At 66.1% G+C, this 16,032-nt stretch carries 12 protein-coding genes; 8 read left to right on the top strand and 4 right to left on the bottom strand.

What is annotated here, in order from left to right:
- Positions 1 to 191: 191 nt before the first annotated feature.
- From ASF98_RS18335 to ASF98_RS18325, 3 genes are read right to left on the bottom strand one after another with little or no spacing between them, the layout of a single operon-like run.
- Positions 192 to 1,328: a M24 family metallopeptidase gene (locus ASF98_RS18335; protein WP_055804852.1), complete on the bottom strand. Its 1,137-nt coding sequence runs from the start codon at positions 1,326 to 1,328 to the stop codon at positions 192 to 194.
- A complete protein-coding gene (locus ASF98_RS18330) occupies positions 1,325 to 3,400 on the bottom strand; it encodes a DUF6807 family protein (RefSeq protein WP_055804849.1) in 2,076 nt (691 codons plus the stop codon). Before ASF98_RS18330 ends, ASF98_RS18335 begins: the two co-directional genes overlap by 4 nt.
- On the bottom strand, positions 3,397 to 4,566 hold the full coding sequence (locus tag ASF98_RS18325) for an acetylxylan esterase (RefSeq protein WP_055804847.1): 1,170 nt from the start codon (positions 4,564 to 4,566) through the stop codon (positions 3,397 to 3,399). The genes ASF98_RS18330 and ASF98_RS18325 overlap by 4 nt, the downstream gene beginning before the upstream one ends.
- 307 nt (positions 4,567 to 4,873) lie before the next feature.
- On the opposite strand from ASF98_RS18325, the gene ASF98_RS18320 reads away from it, so the two are divergent.
- The 3 genes from ASF98_RS18320 to ASF98_RS18310 all read left to right on the top strand — a co-directional run bounded on the left by ASF98_RS18320 (position 4,874) and on the right by ASF98_RS18310 (position 8,404).
- Positions 4,874 to 5,818, top strand: coding sequence for a carbohydrate ABC transporter permease (locus tag ASF98_RS18320; RefSeq protein ID WP_028269956.1), 945 nt, complete (start codon positions 4,874 to 4,876; stop codon positions 5,816 to 5,818).
- The gene (locus tag ASF98_RS18315) at positions 5,811 to 6,764 is read left to right on the top strand and encodes a carbohydrate ABC transporter permease (protein WP_055804845.1); all 954 of its coding nucleotides are present in this window, start codon (positions 5,811 to 5,813) and stop codon (positions 6,762 to 6,764) included. The genes ASF98_RS18320 and ASF98_RS18315 overlap by 8 nt, the downstream gene beginning before the upstream one ends.
- A 281-nt stretch (positions 6,765 to 7,045) precedes the next feature.
- Positions 7,046 to 8,404 carry an ABC transporter substrate-binding protein gene (locus tag ASF98_RS18310; protein ID WP_055804842.1) on the top strand — a complete coding sequence of 453 codons (1,359 nt, stop codon included), beginning with the start codon at positions 7,046 to 7,048 and terminating at the stop codon, positions 8,402 to 8,404.
- A gap of 78 nt (positions 8,405 to 8,482) precedes the next feature.
- Here the strand turns inward: ASF98_RS18310 and ASF98_RS18305 are convergent, their stop codons facing one another.
- Positions 8,483 to 10,534 (bottom strand): beta-galactosidase, encoded by a 2,052-nt coding sequence (locus ASF98_RS18305; RefSeq protein ID WP_055804839.1) that lies wholly within the window; start codon positions 10,532 to 10,534, stop codon positions 8,483 to 8,485.
- Positions 10,535 to 10,715: 181 nt separating this feature from the next.
- On the opposite strand from ASF98_RS18305, the gene ASF98_RS18300 reads away from it, so the two are divergent.
- The 5 genes from ASF98_RS18300 to ASF98_RS18280 all read left to right on the top strand — a co-directional run bounded on the left by ASF98_RS18300 (position 10,716) and on the right by ASF98_RS18280 (position 15,919).
- Positions 10,716 to 11,999 (top strand): ABC transporter substrate-binding protein, encoded by a 1,284-nt coding sequence (locus ASF98_RS18300; RefSeq protein ID WP_055804835.1) that lies wholly within the window; start codon positions 10,716 to 10,718, stop codon positions 11,997 to 11,999.
- A 29-nt stretch (positions 12,000 to 12,028) separates the two neighbouring features.
- Positions 12,029 to 12,982: a carbohydrate ABC transporter permease gene (locus ASF98_RS18295; RefSeq protein ID WP_055804832.1), complete on the top strand. Its 954-nt coding sequence runs from the start codon at positions 12,029 to 12,031 to the stop codon at positions 12,980 to 12,982.
- Complete coding sequence (locus tag ASF98_RS18290) at positions 12,979 to 13,911, top strand: carbohydrate ABC transporter permease (protein WP_055804829.1); 933 nt, start codon at positions 12,979 to 12,981, stop codon at positions 13,909 to 13,911. Before ASF98_RS18295 ends, ASF98_RS18290 begins: the two co-directional genes overlap by 4 nt.
- A 4-nt stretch (positions 13,912 to 13,915) precedes the next feature.
- Positions 13,916 to 14,533: a hypothetical protein gene (locus ASF98_RS18285; protein WP_055804826.1), complete on the top strand. Its 618-nt coding sequence runs from the start codon at positions 13,916 to 13,918 to the stop codon at positions 14,531 to 14,533.
- A gap of 180 nt (positions 14,534 to 14,713) precedes the next feature.
- Entirely contained in the window at positions 14,714 to 15,919 is a 1,206-nt protein-coding gene (locus tag ASF98_RS18280) for an MFS transporter (RefSeq protein ID WP_082506933.1), read from the top strand.
- Positions 15,920 to 16,032: the final 113 nt, after the last annotated feature.

Genomic DNA, 16,032 nt, shown 5'->3' with positions numbered 1-16,032 from the left:
CCCGCTGCCGCGGATCGTGCAGCCGCACGTTTCAGCGCTGCCGGGAGTCGCCGGGCCCCACCGAATCGCACTCGGTTTTCAAGTCAAATCCAATCGATGGGCCATATAGTCGCCGTCCGGCGCAGAAAAATCTCCCTGGTTTTCTCCCGATACTGCCTACCGGTCTATACCGGTGACTCCATGTTGCGTGCTCACAGCTCCAGTGTGAGAGGCCGCCGGACGCCGTTCACGACGGCGGCGGGCCAGCGTGGATCCACGCTGAGGACGGCGATCCCGGCCCCGGTGAGCTGCACCGTGTCCTCGATCTTCACTTCCGGACCGGACGGATTCCAGGTGAAGGTCTGGTTGAGAACCACCGCGTCGTCGGTTGCGGGAGTCGCCCGGGGGTCGCGGCCTGCATATCCGGCCGGACCGCCCTGGTGGTGCAAGGTCCACTGGTCCGCGCCGAAGCCGTGCCGGACGTAGGCCTCCCGAATTTCCGCGAAGATGCCGTCAAGGCGTGCCCCGGGAACGGTGGCGTCGAAGATGTCCGCTTCCACCGCGGCAATCCGGGTTTCGGCATCGAGTTCGGCCGGGGTGCCGGGGTCGAACCGGACCCAGCGGGTCACGTTGGCCACCAGCCCGTTGCGCCGCGCGCACACCACCGCCATGGCCCGCCGGCCGATCGGCGCATGGGTGGGCAGCGGATGCCGGAACCCGCTGCGGCCGGCGCCGTTGCACAGGAGCACCAGCGGCTCGGCCCCCATCGCCACGATCCGTGCGGCCAGGGCGGAAGCCACGGCGAACTCGGTGGTTTCGGGTGTGGCCCCGGCGAGGGCGTCGGTCATGGCAGCAGCCACGTCGGCGCAGAGCCGGGCGTACCGGGCGCTTTCGCCGGGCAGGAACTGTTGGCGTGCGGTCCTCAGCTCGGCGGTGACGTCGGCCTCCGACAGCGGCTTCCCTTCCGGAGCGAGCATGGAAGCGGCGGCGTGCAGCTGCCCGTGCCAGGGCACCGTGTGGAGGGCGACGCCGTCGGGTAGTTCCTCCGCCGAGATCCGGGCGGCCTCGTTGTTGAAGGTGACCAGATGGTCGCCGTCGCGGTCAACCAGCATGGCCGCGACGGGGTCGCCGGCGAGGCTGATGTGGACCCGGCTCCCGTCCAGGTACCAGGTCAGCGCCGTGTTGGTGGTGAGCAGGAGCGAGTCCCGGCCCGCAGCGTCCAGGATGTCCAGGATGCGCTGGCGTTTGACGGCCCGGTCGGCCGGGTTTCCCGGGGCCGCGGCGTTGACGGGTTTCGACGACTGCTGCGACTGCTGTGTCTGCTGCGTTTGCTGTGTAACGGTGTTCATGCGGTTTCCCCCAAGGTATTGATGAGCTGTTCGATATCGCTGGTGGACAGGAGCCCGTCGGCCACCAGCACGGTGACGGTCCGATGGAGCGGGTTGGCGTGGCTGGCCACTGCCGGCTGCTCCCATGCCAGGGAGAGGCCGACGCCGGGATACCCCGCCACGCGGACAAACCAGGGGTCGCCGGGCTGCTCGGGCTCCAGCCGCGGCAGGAAGACCAGCGTGGCGGGACCGCCGTCGGGCTCTCCCTTCCGGAAGGCGCCTGACCACGCCAGCCACGGCGCCGCGGCGGAGGGGACCGCGCCGTGGAGGGATTCTTCCCCTTCCGCGGACGCTGTCCACACCCTTGACCCGTCGACGGCGGGAAGTCGCCAGAAGAAGCCCCCGTAGCCGCCCTGCGGCCGGCCGTTCGAGCCCGGACTGCCCAACGAGACCGGGTTCGGTCCGTTCGGCGTCAGCGTGAAGTCCAGCGTGAGCCGCCACGTGGAGGTGCCGACGGCGGCCCAGCTCCACGTCCGCTGTTCGCTCAGGAGGGGAGTGCCGTCCGGCCGGAGCCAACTCAGGGTTTCGGTCCGCACATTCTCGTCAAGGTCAGCCGCGACTGTGACGATGCGGCCGTGGTCGTGACGCCAGACGTAGGCGCCGGCGTCGCGGGTATAGGTGCGGCCGCCCCAGAAATTCACGCCGTCCACGTCCTGGATGGCAACCCCCGAACCGAGGTGCCACACATGGTCCTCGGGTAGATGGTCCGTCACTACGGTGCCCGCCAGGGTGCTGATCGGGTGGAGGTACGGGCGGGGCGATGATGTGGGTGCTATCCGGCCGCCGTCGTTTCCGCGGGCCACTGCGCGGCCGTTCACCGTGAATGCGGGCTGATCACCGGGCAGCTCCCGGGCCCACGGTGCGCCGAGTTCCGCGAAAGTTGCCTGCGCCGCAGCGGCCCGGCGCACCAGCTGGCGGATTCCGCGGACCACCGGATGGGCGTCGTCGCCCTCGCCTTCCCACGTGACGTGTGCGGCGCCGATCGCACGGGGAAGCTCCGCGGTGCGGATGGCGTCCAGCACCGTCATGAAGGCGCCGTTCCCGGCCAGTGGGCTCAGCAGCTGGTGCGCACTGGCAGGGGAGCGGCGGGCCGCCAGCAGGTTCTCCAGCAGATCGGTGCGGCCGAATGTTTCGGTGCGCTCGCCGCTGGCCGTTGTAACGGTCAGACGGTCCTCGGTGTAGAAGAAATCGGCCCTGCCCAGGGTGCCGTGGACGGTGACGACCGGCGCGGTCTGTTCGTCGGCACAGAGGGTCAGCGCGCAGAGGAGGACGCCGCCGCGGGCCGTGCGGACCCGGATCACCGAGGTGTCGTCGCTTTCGGTTGCGTGGGCACGGTAGAGGTCCGTCTCCACGGACAGGACATCGTCCGCCCATTCCGCGCCGGCGATCTTCAGCCCGGTGGCCACGGCATGCGCCAGTGCATTGGTGGCTACGCCGTCCACCACGTCCGTACCGTCCAGGCTGCGTTTGCCGGCCCAGCGTGAGCGTTTGAAATAGCCCTTGGTGCGCACCCACGTGCCGACGGCGCCTACTCCGCGGACCTCGCCGATTTCACCCGAGGCCACGAGCCGGTCCAGGGCCGGCAGGGCGTGGGAGCCGAGGCTTTGGAAGCCTACCTGGACCATTCGGCCGGCTCGCCGGGCCGCGGCGAGCACTTCATCGAACTGGGCCAGGGACGCCATGGGCGGCTTTTCCACGTAGACATCGGCACCGGCGGCGATCGCCGCCAGGGCAAGCGGCGCGTGGGTCTGGATGGGCGTGGCCAGAATTACGACGTCGGGCGACGGCCCGGCTGCCAGCAGTTCCTCCAGCGACGCGAACGTGGCCACGCCGTCAGGAAGCGTGCCCTCGGCCGGCGGGCGGGGGTCCGCCACCGACACGAGCTGCACGAAGTTGAGCGCGCTGAGGCGGGCCAGATTGTCCAGGTGGCGGGCCCCATAGCCGTGCGCGCCCACAAGGGCGACCCGCGGCACAGGGGCAGTGGCCTGCCGGCGTTGGCCGGTGGTGGCAGAACTGAAAGTATCGGCTGTCATGAGAGTCCGTTCTGGCGGGCTGTGGTGAGGGGAACCGGGGAAAGCTGCTGCAGGAGGAAGCCGGCGGCTTCCTCCTGCATGTCCGCGGTGAAGGCGTGTCCGCCCGGCCAGAAGCTGCCGGTGTAGCGGCCGGTGGGCCGGGCGCCCAGGACGGCGTCGGCGTCGCGCATTCCGTGCTCGGGGAACAGATCGTCCGCCAGCGCGTACTGCACCAGGAAGCTGTCCGCGGTGGAGCGTGACGCCAGTTCGGGATAATCGCCCAGCCGGGACAGGCCAGGGGTCTGGAGGAGCCAGGAATGGGCGTCCAGGTAGGCCGGGACCAGCGAGCGGTAGGTGGTCATCATGCAGGTGACGACGAAGCTTCGGACGAGCGGGCTGAGTGCGGCCAGCACGAGTGACCTGCCGCCGCCGCCGGAGAATCCGACGCTGCCCAGCCGGCCGGCGTCCACGCCCGGGAGGCCGGCAAGGACGTGCAGGGCAGCGAGGTCGTCGTGCGCCACCATCCCGGCGAAGCTCGTGCCCAGGAGTCCCGCCGCTTTCGCCACCGTGTCCTCATGGGCCGCCGCGGCGGCGTCGTACAGCTCCGTTTCGGAAGGCACGACGCCGGCCTCCCGCCAGAGCGCCTTGCGGCCCTCCACAACGGCGGCAGTCCGCCGCGGGGGCGTGCCGAGGTTGAAGCGGCGGCTGCCCCACGAGAAGGTGTCGTGGGCCAGGACGGCGAAGCCCTGCATTGCGAGCCAGGTGGCAAAAGGGCGGCCGCCGTAGAGGCATTGTTGAAGGTCCGCGACCTGCCGATCCGCCAAGCGCCGATCAACCAGGCGGCCCGCGCCGACGGACTTGATGCCGGCGTGGCAATGGAGCGCCAGGATTCCGGGCAAAGGCCCTGTTGCGCCGGCCGGGCGCAGGAACCAGGCGCGGGTGCGGGGACCGAAGCCCAACTGCCAGCTGACCCGCGAAGTAGTGACGCCGTCGTGCGTTGCTTCCGACTCGATCACCGCCGTGCTCAGTGCGGCGGACTCCGGCGCCGCAGGAACACCGAGCGCGTCCGCCAGTTCCTGCCCCGCGGAAGTCTCCGCAATGTGCCGCGGATGGGTGCGCAGATAGGACGGCCAGTCCTCGTAGCCGCCGATGGCGCTGGGCCGCGGCGCGGTGCCGGGTGCAAACATCGTTGTCCTGCCTTTCGCTGTGCTCTGATCCGGAGGTAGCCGAAAGTCAGAAAACGCTTTCTCAAAAATTAGCAAAAGGCTGTACAGCGGTCAAGAAAGCGTTTACTTTGGTACAAAGCCGCTGTTGGCCCGGTCACTCCGGAAGCCACGCAGACGGGTAGTGTCGGAACGGTCCGCGCGGCCCGGGACGGCGAAAAGCACTTCACACCAGCCCGCCGTGGAAGGCCACGATGACCAAAGGAGACCACATGGCCGCACAGCATCACCCCGGGACGCCGGCAGGCGTCCGTCAACCGAGGGGGAGGCAATGAGCGCTATCAGCGAACTGTCCTCCATCAGCCGGCGCAAAGGGCCGGCCACGCCCGAGGAAAAACGCGCGAACCGCCGCGACAACAAGGCTGCCTACATCTTCCTGCTGCCGTGGCTGATCGGCCTCGTGGCCATCACTGTCGGCCCCATGATCATGTCCCTCTACCTTTCCTTTACGGACTACAACCTGCTGCAGCCGCCGGAATGGGTGGGGCTGGACAACTTCACCCGCATGCTTGGTGATGCGCGGCTCCACAATTCACTTCGCGTAACATTCACCTACGTCCTGGTCGGGGTTCCGCTCCAGCTGGCCGTTGCGCTGCTGATCGCACTGGTGCTGGACAAGGGCCTGCGGGGCCTGCCGTTCTACCGGTCCATTTTCTACTTGCCGTCCCTGCTCGGTGGCTCGGTGGCCGTAGCGATCCTCTGGAAGCAGATCTTCGGAACCTCCGGCCTGGTGAACCAGGTGCTGGCCATGTTCGGAATCACCGGGCCGGGCTGGATCTCGGACCCGTCCACCTCCCTTGGATCCATCATCCTGCTCCACGTGTGGACCTTCGGCAGCCCCATGATCATCTTCCTCGCCGGCCTCCGCCAGATTCCCAACATGTACTACGAGGCGGCCGAGGTTGACGGAGCAACCACGCTGCAGAAGTTCTGGCGGATCACGTTGCCCATGCTGAGCCCGATCATCTTCTTCAACCTGGTCCTGCAGATCATCGGCTCGTTCCAGTCCTTCACCCAGGCCTTCATCGTCTCGGGCGGCAACGGCGGACCGTCCGACTCCACCATGTTCTTCACGCTTTACCTCTACCAGAAGGGATTCGGCCAGTTCGACATGGGGTACGCCTCGGCGATGGCGTGGTTCCTGCTGGTAATCATCGGCGCCTTCACGGCCATCAACTTCATCGCTTCAAAGTATTGGGTGTTCTACGATGACTGAACTACAGACCAAGCCGGCTCCGGAGAAAGTGCCGTCCGCCGGAGAGAAAACGAAGGGCAAAGGCTCCAAGGGCGGCAGCCGGAAACGCGAATCCCGCGGAACCCTGGCCTTCAGCCGCAGCGCGCGCATCAAGGCCCTGGCCAAACATGCCGTCCTGATCCTCACCGGCGGCATCATGATCTACCCGCTGCTGTGGATGGTTGTCTCGTCGCTGCGGCCCAATGACCTGATCTTCCGCGAACCGGGCCTCTGGCTGAACAGCCTGGAGATGGGCAATTACGTCGACGGCTGGTCCGCGCTGACCCATCCCTTCGGCCACTACATGCTCAACTCGGCGGTGGTGGTGATCGGCTCCATCCTGGGAAACCTGATCTCCTGCTCCATGGCCGCCTACGCCTTCGCCAGGCTGCAGTTCAGCGGCAAGAAGCTGTTCTTCGGCGTCATGCTGCTGACCATCATGCTGCCGTTCCACGTGATCATCGTTCCGCAGTACATCCTGTTCTCGCAGATCGGCTGGGTGAACACCTTCTGGCCGCTGATTGTGCCCAAGCTCCTGGCCACGGACGCATTCTTCGTGTTCCTCATGGTGCAGTTCATCCGCGGCATTCCCAAGGAGCTGGACGAGGCTGCCCGCATCGACGGCGCCGGCCACCCGCGCATCTTCCTGCGGGTCATCCTGCCACTGATGGTTCCGGCGCTGGCCACCACCACCATCTTCACGTTCATCTGGACCTGGAACGACTTCTTCGGCGCGCTGATCTACCTGACCGATCCCGAGATGTTCACCGTGCCGGTTGCCCTGCGTGCCTTCGTGGACTCGCAGTCGGCCACCAGCTGGGGCTCGCTCTTCGCAATGTCCATCGTGTCCCTGCTGCCGGTGTTCCTGGTGTTCCTGTTCGGCCAGCGCTTCCTGATCAAGGGAATCGCGACGACGGGCATCAAGTAGGCCTGCCCGTGCACCAGCCGTGCTCTGTGCGTGGCCTTCCGGGCGGCTTGCGGTAGCTCCTGGCAGTTAGCTTTGCAGCAGTTCCCGGGGTGGGCGGATGTTCGTTGTCCGTCCACCCCGGCGCGTTAGGTGGCAGTTCAAATTGGCCCGGCGAAACACCTTGTATTACAAGTGTCTTGCTTGTATTCTCAGTTATGAGAAAGCGTTTTCTCACAGACTTTCCAGACCAATCAGTACCGAACCCCATCCGCTTTCAAGATCAAAGAAGATCGGAGACTCAAGTGCCGCTATTTTCCCGCCCCGCCTCAGCCGCCCGTCGTGGTGCAGCAGAGGCAACATCCGCCCCAGCCGGACGGAGGCTGCGCCGAACCGGCGCGGTCGCCGCAGCTGCCGCCGTCGTCCTGGCCCTCAGTGCCTGTGGCGGGGGAGCGGCGCCGCAGAGCGCCGATGGCAAAGTCGAACTCCGGTTCTCCTGGTGGGGAGGGGACAAGCGGGCGCAGCTGACGCAGGCCGCGATTGCCGCCTTCGAAGCCGAGAACCCGAACATCAAGATCAAGCCGGAGTTCGGCGACTGGAGCGGCTACTGGGACAAGCTCGCCACCCAGGTGGCGGCCAACGACGCCCCGGACATCATCCAGATGGACGAAAAATACATCACGGAGTACTCCAGCCGCGGCGCTCTCCTGGATCTGTCCAAGTACGACATTGACACCTCGAAGCTTAACGAAGCCGCCCTCAACGCCGGCAAGAACGAGGACGGCCTGACGGGCATTCCCGCGGGCATCAACGCAGCCACCATCCTGGCCAACCCTGCCGTGTTCAAGGCTGCCGGCGTTGAGTTGCCGGACGACAGCACCTGGACGTGGCAAGACTTCGAGCGCATTTCCGCCGAGGTCACCGCGAAGTCGCCGAAGGGCACCTACGGCGCCGCAGCCTACGGCACCGACGAGGCGTCGCTCGGCGTCTGGCTCCGGCAGAACGGAAAGTCGCTGTACACCAGCGACGGGAAGCTGGGCTTCGAGCCGGGCGACATCGCCGAGTGGTGGGCGTTCCTGAAGGAACTCAGCGAGAAGAAGGCTGTGCCCTCGGCATCCGAGGTGGTTGAGGCCGAAGCGGCGCCGCTGGACCAGAGTGGCCTGGCAACGGGCAAGAACGGGCTCGCCTTCTGGTGGTCCAACCAGCTGCCGGCCCTGGAGAAGGCTGCAGGCGGTGAGCTGCAGATCCTGCGGTTCCCGTCCAAGACCGGCACGTCCGCCGACGCCAAGCTCTGGTACAAGGCCTCCCAGTTCTGGTCCGCGTCGTCACGCACCAAGCACCCGGAAGAAACCGCCAAGTTCATCAACTTCCTGGCCAACAACACCAAGGCCGGCGAAACGCTCCTGGCCGACCGCGGCGTTTACCCCAACTCCGAAGTCCGGGCGGCAATCGCGGCCAAGCTGACCCCCGCCGACATCAAGGTGGTCAAGTTCATCGACCAGATCAAGGACGAGCTCGGTGAAGCCCCGGCCCCGCCGCCGAAGGGAGCCGGCGCCATCGCGGAGATCGTCAAACGCTACACCTCGGAGGTTCTCTTCAACCGGCTGTCTACTGAGGAAGCCGGCAAGAAGGCTGTTGACGAAATGAAGTCGGCCATCAGCTAGCAGTTCCTGCTGAAAGTGCCCCCATCCGATCCTTGCGAATCGGGTGGGGGCACTTCTGCATGCCGTCTCGGTGCGGGGCTAGTCCTCCGCGACCACCGCCTCCACAACCACCGCCACGCCGCCGGCAGGAACCGATCCCGTGAACCGTTCGCCGGACAGCAAATCGGCCCCGGCCACCTCCACCCTGGCGTCCGCACGCGAATGGTTGATGGCGAACACGAAGCTGGTGCCGTCAGCATTGCGGCGCCGCGTCAACTCGACGCCCTGGTCCGCGTGGGCCGCAGCGGAAACTCCGGACTCGGCGAGCAGGCGGTCCACCAGCGCTTCGATGCCGTCCGGGTCCGGGAAAGTGGCCAGGTACCACGCTGATCCGGAACCCGCCGAGCGCCGCGTAAGTGCTGGAACGCCGTCGAGCGGGTACTCGGTGAACGTCGCGAGGACCTCTGTACCGGCGTCACCGGCAGCCCCGCCCGCCGCGTGGACATGCTCGCTCCATACCGTCCCCACGCCGCCGTCGCTGAGCTTGACGGTGGACCCGGCCAGCAGCGGATGGAATTCCTCCACCCGGACACCCAGCAGGTCACGGAACGCGCCCGGGTACCCGCCGAGCCGGACGTGGTCCTGCTCGTCAACGATCCCGCTGAAGTAGCTGACCAGCACCGTGGCACCGCCTTCGGCAGCCAACGCAATGGTGGCCGCGGCGGCGTCGGTGACGTTGTACAGGGTGCACACGAGCACCAGATCGTAACCCTCCAGCGACGCGGACGGGTGCACAAAATCCGTCGAAATCCCGCGCAGGAACAGGGACCGGTGGAAGGCGCGCATCAGGTCCAGGTACTTCACATCAATGCTGGGTTTGGAGTCAATTTCGCTGGCCCACCAGGCCTCGTAATCGAACACGATGGCCACCCGCGATTCCACGCGGGATCCGCGCACCGACGCCAGCTTCTGCAGCGCGGAGCCGAGCTCCACCACCTCCCGGAACACCCGGGTGTCCCGTCCGCCGTGGGGGACCATGGCGGAGTGGAACTTCTCCGAGCCGGCGAAGCTCTGCCGCCACTGGAAGAACATCACGGCGTCCGCGCCGCGGGCCACATGCGCCAGGGAATTGCGCAGCATTTCGCCTGGCATCTTGGGCTGGTTGCGCGGCTGCCAGTTCACTGCCGACGTCGAATGTTCCATCAGGATCCACGGGTCACCGCCCGCAACGCCGCGGGTGAGGTCCGCGCTGAACGCGAGTTCGATCTGCCGCTCCGGATCGGCGGCCACGAGGTAGTGGTCGTTGGCAATCACGTCCAGGTCCGTGGCCCAGGCGAAGTAGTCCATGGACCTCGTGGCGCTGGACACCATGAGGTTGGTGGTGGCGGGCACCTCCGGCGTCACGTCCCGCAGTACCCCGAGCAGGGTGCGGTAGTAGTCCATCAGGGACCAGGAACTGAAGCGCTGGAAGTCCAGTTGCTGACCCGGGTTGAGGGTGGACGGTGCCACGCCGGGCGGCAGGATCTCCTCGAACGAGGCGTAATGCTGGGACCAGAATGCCGTTCCCCATGAGGCGTTCAGCGCGTCAATGGTCCCGTAGCGCTGTTCAAGCCAGCGGCGGAAGGCGGCGGCGTCCTCGTCACCGTAAAACTCCGAAACATGGCAGCCGAGTTCGTTGTCCACATGCCACAGCGCCAGCGCCGGGTGGTCCTTGTAGCGTTCCGCCAGCACCCGGGTGATGCCGGTTGCGTACCGCCTGAAAGCGGCCGACGACGGCGTGTAGTGCCGCCGTGAGCCGGGACCCAGCACGGTGCCGTCAGCCGTGACCGGGAGGATTTCCGGGTGCTTGCGCACCAGCCAGGCCGGGGGAGCGGCCGTGGCGGTTGCGAGGGCCACCTTGATGCCGGCCGCGGCCAGGTTGTCCAGGACGTCGTCCAGCCAGCCGAAGTCATATTCGGCTTCGGAGGGCTCCAGCAGTGCCCAGGAGAAGATGCCGACGCTGAGGAAGGTGACCCCGGCTTCCTGCATCAGTTCCAGGTCCTCCAGCCGGGTGCTGACCGGCCACTGCTCAGGGTTATAGTCGCCTCCGAAGGCAATGCCTTCGAGGCTGTTCCACACCGGTGGCGGAGTGGATTCTTGCTGGGATGACATGGGACTCCTTCGTCGATGCTGGTGCACGATCATGGCATGAAAGCAGATGTTTGGAAAACGCTTGCCCAAATGTGGGAATGAGGATATTGTATCGTTTCAGAAAGCGTGTAAGCCAGATCACTACTCTCGTTGTAGAGAATCACAGGGAATCGCGCTTACACAACCGAGCAAGGAGGCTCTTATGATCAACAGACGGAATTTCCTCACCACCGTGGCACTGGGCACCGCATCTGCCGCTGTCCTGGCGGCCTGCGGACAGCCCGCTCCGGCGCAGACTGGTTCCGCGTCGAACCCGGTCACCATCAACTACACCTGGTGGGGCAACGACGACCGCGCGGAGCGCACCCGCAAGGCGATTGCACTGTTCGAGTCGAAGAACCCGGACATCAAGGTCAACGGAAACTTCACCGACTTCGCCGGGTACTGGCAGAAGCGGGCCACCGAGGCCGCCGGCGGCGGCCTGCCGGACGTGATGCAGTGGGACCTTTCCTACCTGCGGGACTACGGCCAGCGCAACCAGCTCCTGGACCTCGGTACCGTCAAGATCAACACGGACGCCTTCGATAAGTCGCTGCTGCCCTCCGGCCAGATCCGCGGCAAGACCTACGGCATTCCCACCAGCACCAACGCCTTCGCCGTCTACTACGATCCGGCCAAGCTCGCGTCCCTGGGTATCGCGGAACCGGACGGCACCTGGACCTACAAGGAGTACAACGCCTTCCTGGCCGAGGTCGGGGCAAAAAGCAACGGGGCTCTCTTCGGCGGCACGGACTACACGGGCATCTGGTGGATGTTCAACATCTGGCTGCGCCAGAACAACATCGAAGCCTTCACCGAGGACGGCAAGCTCGGCTTCAGCAAGGACGACCTCAAGAAGTGGTGGAACCAGACAGCGGCTCTCCGCGGCACCCCTGCCATCGTTTCCGAGGAGCGCGTCACCCAGCTCGCCCCGAAGTCGCCGTTCGGCTCCAACGTCTCCGCCACCGAATCCACCTGGGACAACTTCATGGCCGCCTACCTTGGAGACAGCGGCGCCAAGGAACTCAAGCTTGTCCCGGTTCCCTCCGATGACAAGGACAACCTGGGCCTGTTCCTCAAGCCCTCGATGCTGATGGTTGCCAGTGCCAAGACCAAGTACAAGGACGCGGCCGCCCGGTTCATCGACTTTATGGTCAACGACCCCGAGGTCGGCCAGATCTTCAAGACCTCCCGCGGCGTCCCGGCGTCGAAGACCCAGCGCGACGGAACCACCTTCGAGGGCACGGACAAGCTCGTTGTCGACTACGAGAAGTCCATCGAAAAGTACCTCAAGGACGCCCCCGAGCCGCCCATCGTCGGTTTCGGCACGCTGGAAACCTCCTTCAAGCGCATCAGCTCCGACCTGAACTTCGGCAAGGTGACCGTCGATGGTGCAGCCGATGCCTGGTTCAAGGAAGCCGAAGACCTCATCAAGCAGAATTCCTGATCCAGGCATTCGCAACTGACGGAATAGACATGACTCAAAGCCCAACCCTGAACAGGCGTTCGACGTCGTCCACGCCGCCGCTGCCGCGCAAGTCGCGGCAGCGGGGTGCGGATGCCCGCGCCGGATACACCTTCCTGCTGCCCTGGCTGCTGGGATTCATCGCCCTCACTGTCGGGCCCATGATTTCCTCGCTCTACCTCTCCTTCACCAACTACAACCTCTTCGACCCGCCCAAGTGGATCGGGCTGGACAACTACACCACCCTGTTCCAGGACGAACGGTTCCTGCAGTCCGTGGGCGTAACCCTGTCCTACGTCGTCTTCGGCACCCCGCTCAAGCTCGCCGCCGCACTCGCTGTCGCCATGCTCCTGAACAGCAAGCGCAAGGGACAGGGCTTCTACCGGTCAGCGTTCTACGCCCCGTCCCTGATCGGCGCTTCCGTTTCCATCGCGATCGTGTGGAAGGCGATGTTCGGCGATTCCGGCCCGGTGGACCAGGGCCTGTCCTTCTTCGGCATCAACCTCGGCGGCTGGGTGGGCAACCCCTCCATGACCATGCCGATGATGATCCTGCTGACCGTCTGGCAGTTCGGCGCCCCGATGGTGATCTTCCTGGCCGGCCTCAAGCAGATCCCCGCGGACCTCTACGAGGCCGCGTCGATGGACGGTGCCGGCCCGGTCCGGAAGTTCTTCAACATCACCTGGCCCATGCTCTCCCCGGTGATCTTCTTCAACCTGCTGATGGAGACCATCCACGCGTTCCAGATCTTCGCCTCGGCCTACATCATCTCCAACGGTGAAGGCGGCCCGGCCGGCTCCACCCTCTTCTACACCCTCTACCTCTACCTGCGCGGTTTCAGCGACTTCCGGATGGGCTACGCCTCGGCGATGGCCTGGCTCCTGGTGATCGTCGTCGGCATCATCACGCTGATCTTCTTCAAAACCTCCAAATCCTGGGTCCACTACAGCGGTGATGCAAAATGACAACCATGGCAACCCCCACACAGCCGAAACCCATCAAGCCGGCAGCACACGCCCCGGCGCCCGTGTACAACCCGAAGTCCGAGTCCGCGGGTGGCAAGCGCGCCAAGAGCGTCATCTTCCACATCCTCGCCCTCACCCTGACCGGTGTGGTGCTCTACCCCGCACTGTGGATGATCGCCTCATCGTTCAAGCCGAACTCCGAGATCGGTGGCGCGAACACGTCGCTGTGGTCGGAAAACTTCAGCTTCGATAACTTCGTCACCGCCATGGACGGGATCGGCGGGGTCTCCACCCTGCAGTTCTTCACCAACTCCCTGGTCCTGGCCATCGGCGCGGTGGTGGGAACCATCCTCTCGGCCAGCGTCTCGGCCTACGCGTTCGCACGGATCAAGTTCCCGGGCCGCAGCGTGCTCTTCGGCATGATGATCGCCACCCTGCTCCTGCCGTTCCACGTCGTGATCATCCCGCAGTACATCGTGTTCCAGCAGCTGGGCCTCGTGGACACCTACATCCCGCTGCTGATCGGCAAGTTCCTCGCCGCCGACGCGTTCTTCGTCTTCCTCATGGTCCAGTTCATGCGGAACCTCCCGGCCGAACTCGATGAAGCGGCACGCATCGACGGCGCAGGCCACGTCCGGATCTTCACCTCCATCATGCTGCCCCTGATGAGACCGGCCCTGATCTCAACGTCGATCTTCTCCTTCATCTGGAGCTGGAACGACTTCCTGGGCCCGCTCCTCTACCTGAACACCCCGGAGAAGTACCCGCTGCCACTGGCCCTGCGCCTCTTCGTGGACCAGACCCAGAGCTCGGACTACGGAGCAATGATCGCCATGTCCGTCCTGGCCCTGCTGCCGGTGCTGATCTTCTTCCTCGTCTTCCAGCGCTACATCGTCGAAGGCGTCTCCACCCAGGGCCTCAAGGGCTGACGGCGTGGACAGCACCACACCCGCGTCCGGCCGCGAGGAACCGATCCCGGTCAACCGCTTCGCACTGTTTTCCGAGACCCTGCTGGCCGGAGTACTGGTGCTGGTGCTGTCCATTCCGCTGGTCACCATCCCGGCCGCCTACGCCGCGGGCATCGCCCACCTCGAACGGCACCTCTCCGGAAGGGATGACTCCCTCCGTTCCCTTTGGGGCACGTTCCGCTCGGCCCTGCCGGGCAGCTGGAAGCTGGGAATCGCGACGGCGGCAGCCGCCGTCGTGATTGTCCTGAACCTCCTGCTCGCAATAGTCGGGCAGCTGCCGGGGAGTTCGGTGGTCCTTCCGGCCACGGTCATCCTGGCGGCCGCAGGAGCCATCCTGCTGCTGCGCACTGCCGCAGCGTGGTCAGACTTTGCGGGCGGCCCGGCGCCAGGCCGGGGCTGGCCGTCCGCCCTTGATGCCGCCAAAGCACTCTCGCTGCGGGACTGGAGCGGCTCCCTCCTGCTGGCCGCCGCCCTCTTTGCCGCGGTGGTGTTCGTCTGGATGCTGGCCGCCCTGTTTGTCGTGGTGCCGGGCACCCTCATCCTGGCCTCGGCCGCAGTCAAGATGCGCTCGGCGCGCGCATAGCACTATTTCGTCCCAGCAGGTCCACTTCACAACCGAGTTGAGCCAGACGTGACTTCCGAGCGCCACCCGTCCGAAGAGTCCCTCCAAGCCCCCGAACAAGATTCAGGACGAGCCCCCGAACAGGCCTCTGCGCAAGCCCCCGCGCCAGGCTCAGAACGGCCGCCGCGCTGGTACCACCCGCTGGCGCAGCGCAACTACCGCCTGTTCGTCGCCATTCAGCTCGCCGGCAGCACCGGCGTCTGGATGCAGCGCCTTGCCCAGGACTGGCTGGTGCTCCAGCTGACCGGAAGCCCCGCGGCCGTGGGCGTTGCGGTGGCGCTCCAGTTCCTGCCCATGCTGGTGGTGGGCCCCCTCAGCGGCGTCCTGGTCGACCTCTTCCCGAAGCGCCGCATCCTGCTGATCTGCCAGTCCGTCACCGCCGTCCTGGCCCTGGCCCTCGCCGTGCTGGATGCCGGCGGCGGGATCACCGTTTGGGCCGTCTATGCCTGCTGTGTGGCTTTGGGCATTACGTCCGCCGTTGATGGCCCTGCCCGTCAGGTGTTCGTCAACGAGGTGGTGGGGGATGCCGCGCTGCGTCCCGCGATCGGCCTGAACAACGCGATAGGCCAGCTCGGCGCGATGGTGGGCCCCGCCCTCGGCGGCCTGCTGATCGCCAAGGCGGGTTCGGCTGCCGCGTTCGCCGCGAACGCGCTGGTGTGCCTGGCGGTACTGGGCATGATTACTGCCATCCGTACCTCCCAGCTCCACCCCAGCGAGCCGCCCCTTCGCGGGCGCGGGCAGGTTCTGGCCGGCTTCCGCTACGTGCGCCACCGGCACTCCCTCCTGCTGGTGATGCTGCTGGCCGGACTCCTGGGCGCGTTCGGCATGAACGGACCCGTGGTGCTTGCGGCGTTCGCCAACGACGTCTGGCACAGCGGCGCCGCAGGCTTTGGCATGTTCAATACTTTCAGCGCCGGCGGTGCCCTGGCCGGCGCGTTGCTGGCGGCGCGGCTCCGCACCCTGGGGCGCCGCGGAATAGTGGTGAGCGCGGGGCTGTTCGGGCTGACCCAGCTGGTGGCTGCCCTGATGCCGACGCAGGAGCTGTTTGTGGCCATGCTGGTGCTGGTGGGGGTGATGACGCTGCTCTTCCTGACCAGCGCGGCAACCACCGTCCAGCTGGAGGCCGGCGCCGACGTCCGGGGCCGCGTCCTTGCCCTGTACTTGCCGCTGCTGCTGGGCGGACACGCCCTCGGCGGGCTGCTGGCCGGTTGGCTGACGGAAGAGTTCGGCGTCAGGACCGGCCTGGTGGTGACCGGCGCGCTCGGGATGCTGTCCGCTGCAGTCATCGGGATGCTGCTGTGGCTCAATGCCCGACGGCGGTCCGGCGCCGGGTTTTTGTCCAGCTAACGCGGAGCTAACCATCCGCCGACCTCCCTTGAGCCGGACAGAAACTCGGCAGCGCATCCTTATTGACTGTGACCCGGAGCACATTTAGGGTGGATGAGAAAGCGCTTTCTCGC

The organism is Arthrobacter sp. Leaf337 (genome assembly GCF_001423745.1).
GTDB lineage: Bacteria > Actinomycetota > Actinomycetes > Actinomycetales > Micrococcaceae > Arthrobacter.
The sequence above is the reverse complement of the archived record's forward strand: the minus strand, read 5'-3'. Positions and strand labels throughout refer to the sequence as shown.

Excerpts from the sequence above, each read along its gene's own strand:
- ASF98_RS18335 (WP_055804852.1), bottom strand. The coding sequence starts at position 1,328 with ATGAACACCGTTACACAGCAAACGCAGCAGACACAGCAGTCGCAGCAG.
- ASF98_RS18330 (WP_055804849.1), bottom strand. The coding sequence starts at position 3,400 with ATGACAGCCGATACTTTCAGTTCTGCCACCACCGGCCAACGCCGGCAG.
- ASF98_RS18325 (WP_055804847.1), bottom strand. The coding sequence starts at position 4,566 with ATGTTTGCACCCGGCACCGCGCCGCGGCCCAGCGCCATCGGCGGCTAC.
- ASF98_RS18320 (WP_028269956.1), top strand. The coding sequence starts at position 4,874 with ATGAGCGCTATCAGCGAACTGTCCTCCATCAGCCGGCGCAAAGGGCCG.
- ASF98_RS18315 (WP_055804845.1), top strand. The coding sequence starts at position 5,811 with ATGACTGAACTACAGACCAAGCCGGCTCCGGAGAAAGTGCCGTCCGCC.
- ASF98_RS18305 (WP_055804839.1), bottom strand. The coding sequence starts at position 10,534 with ATGTCATCCCAGCAAGAATCCACTCCGCCACCGGTGTGGAACAGCCTC.
- ASF98_RS18300 (WP_055804835.1), top strand. The coding sequence starts at position 10,716 with ATGATCAACAGACGGAATTTCCTCACCACCGTGGCACTGGGCACCGCA.
- ASF98_RS18295 (WP_055804832.1), top strand. The coding sequence starts at position 12,029 with ATGACTCAAAGCCCAACCCTGAACAGGCGTTCGACGTCGTCCACGCCG.
- ASF98_RS18290 (WP_055804829.1), top strand. The coding sequence starts at position 12,979 with ATGACAACCATGGCAACCCCCACACAGCCGAAACCCATCAAGCCGGCA.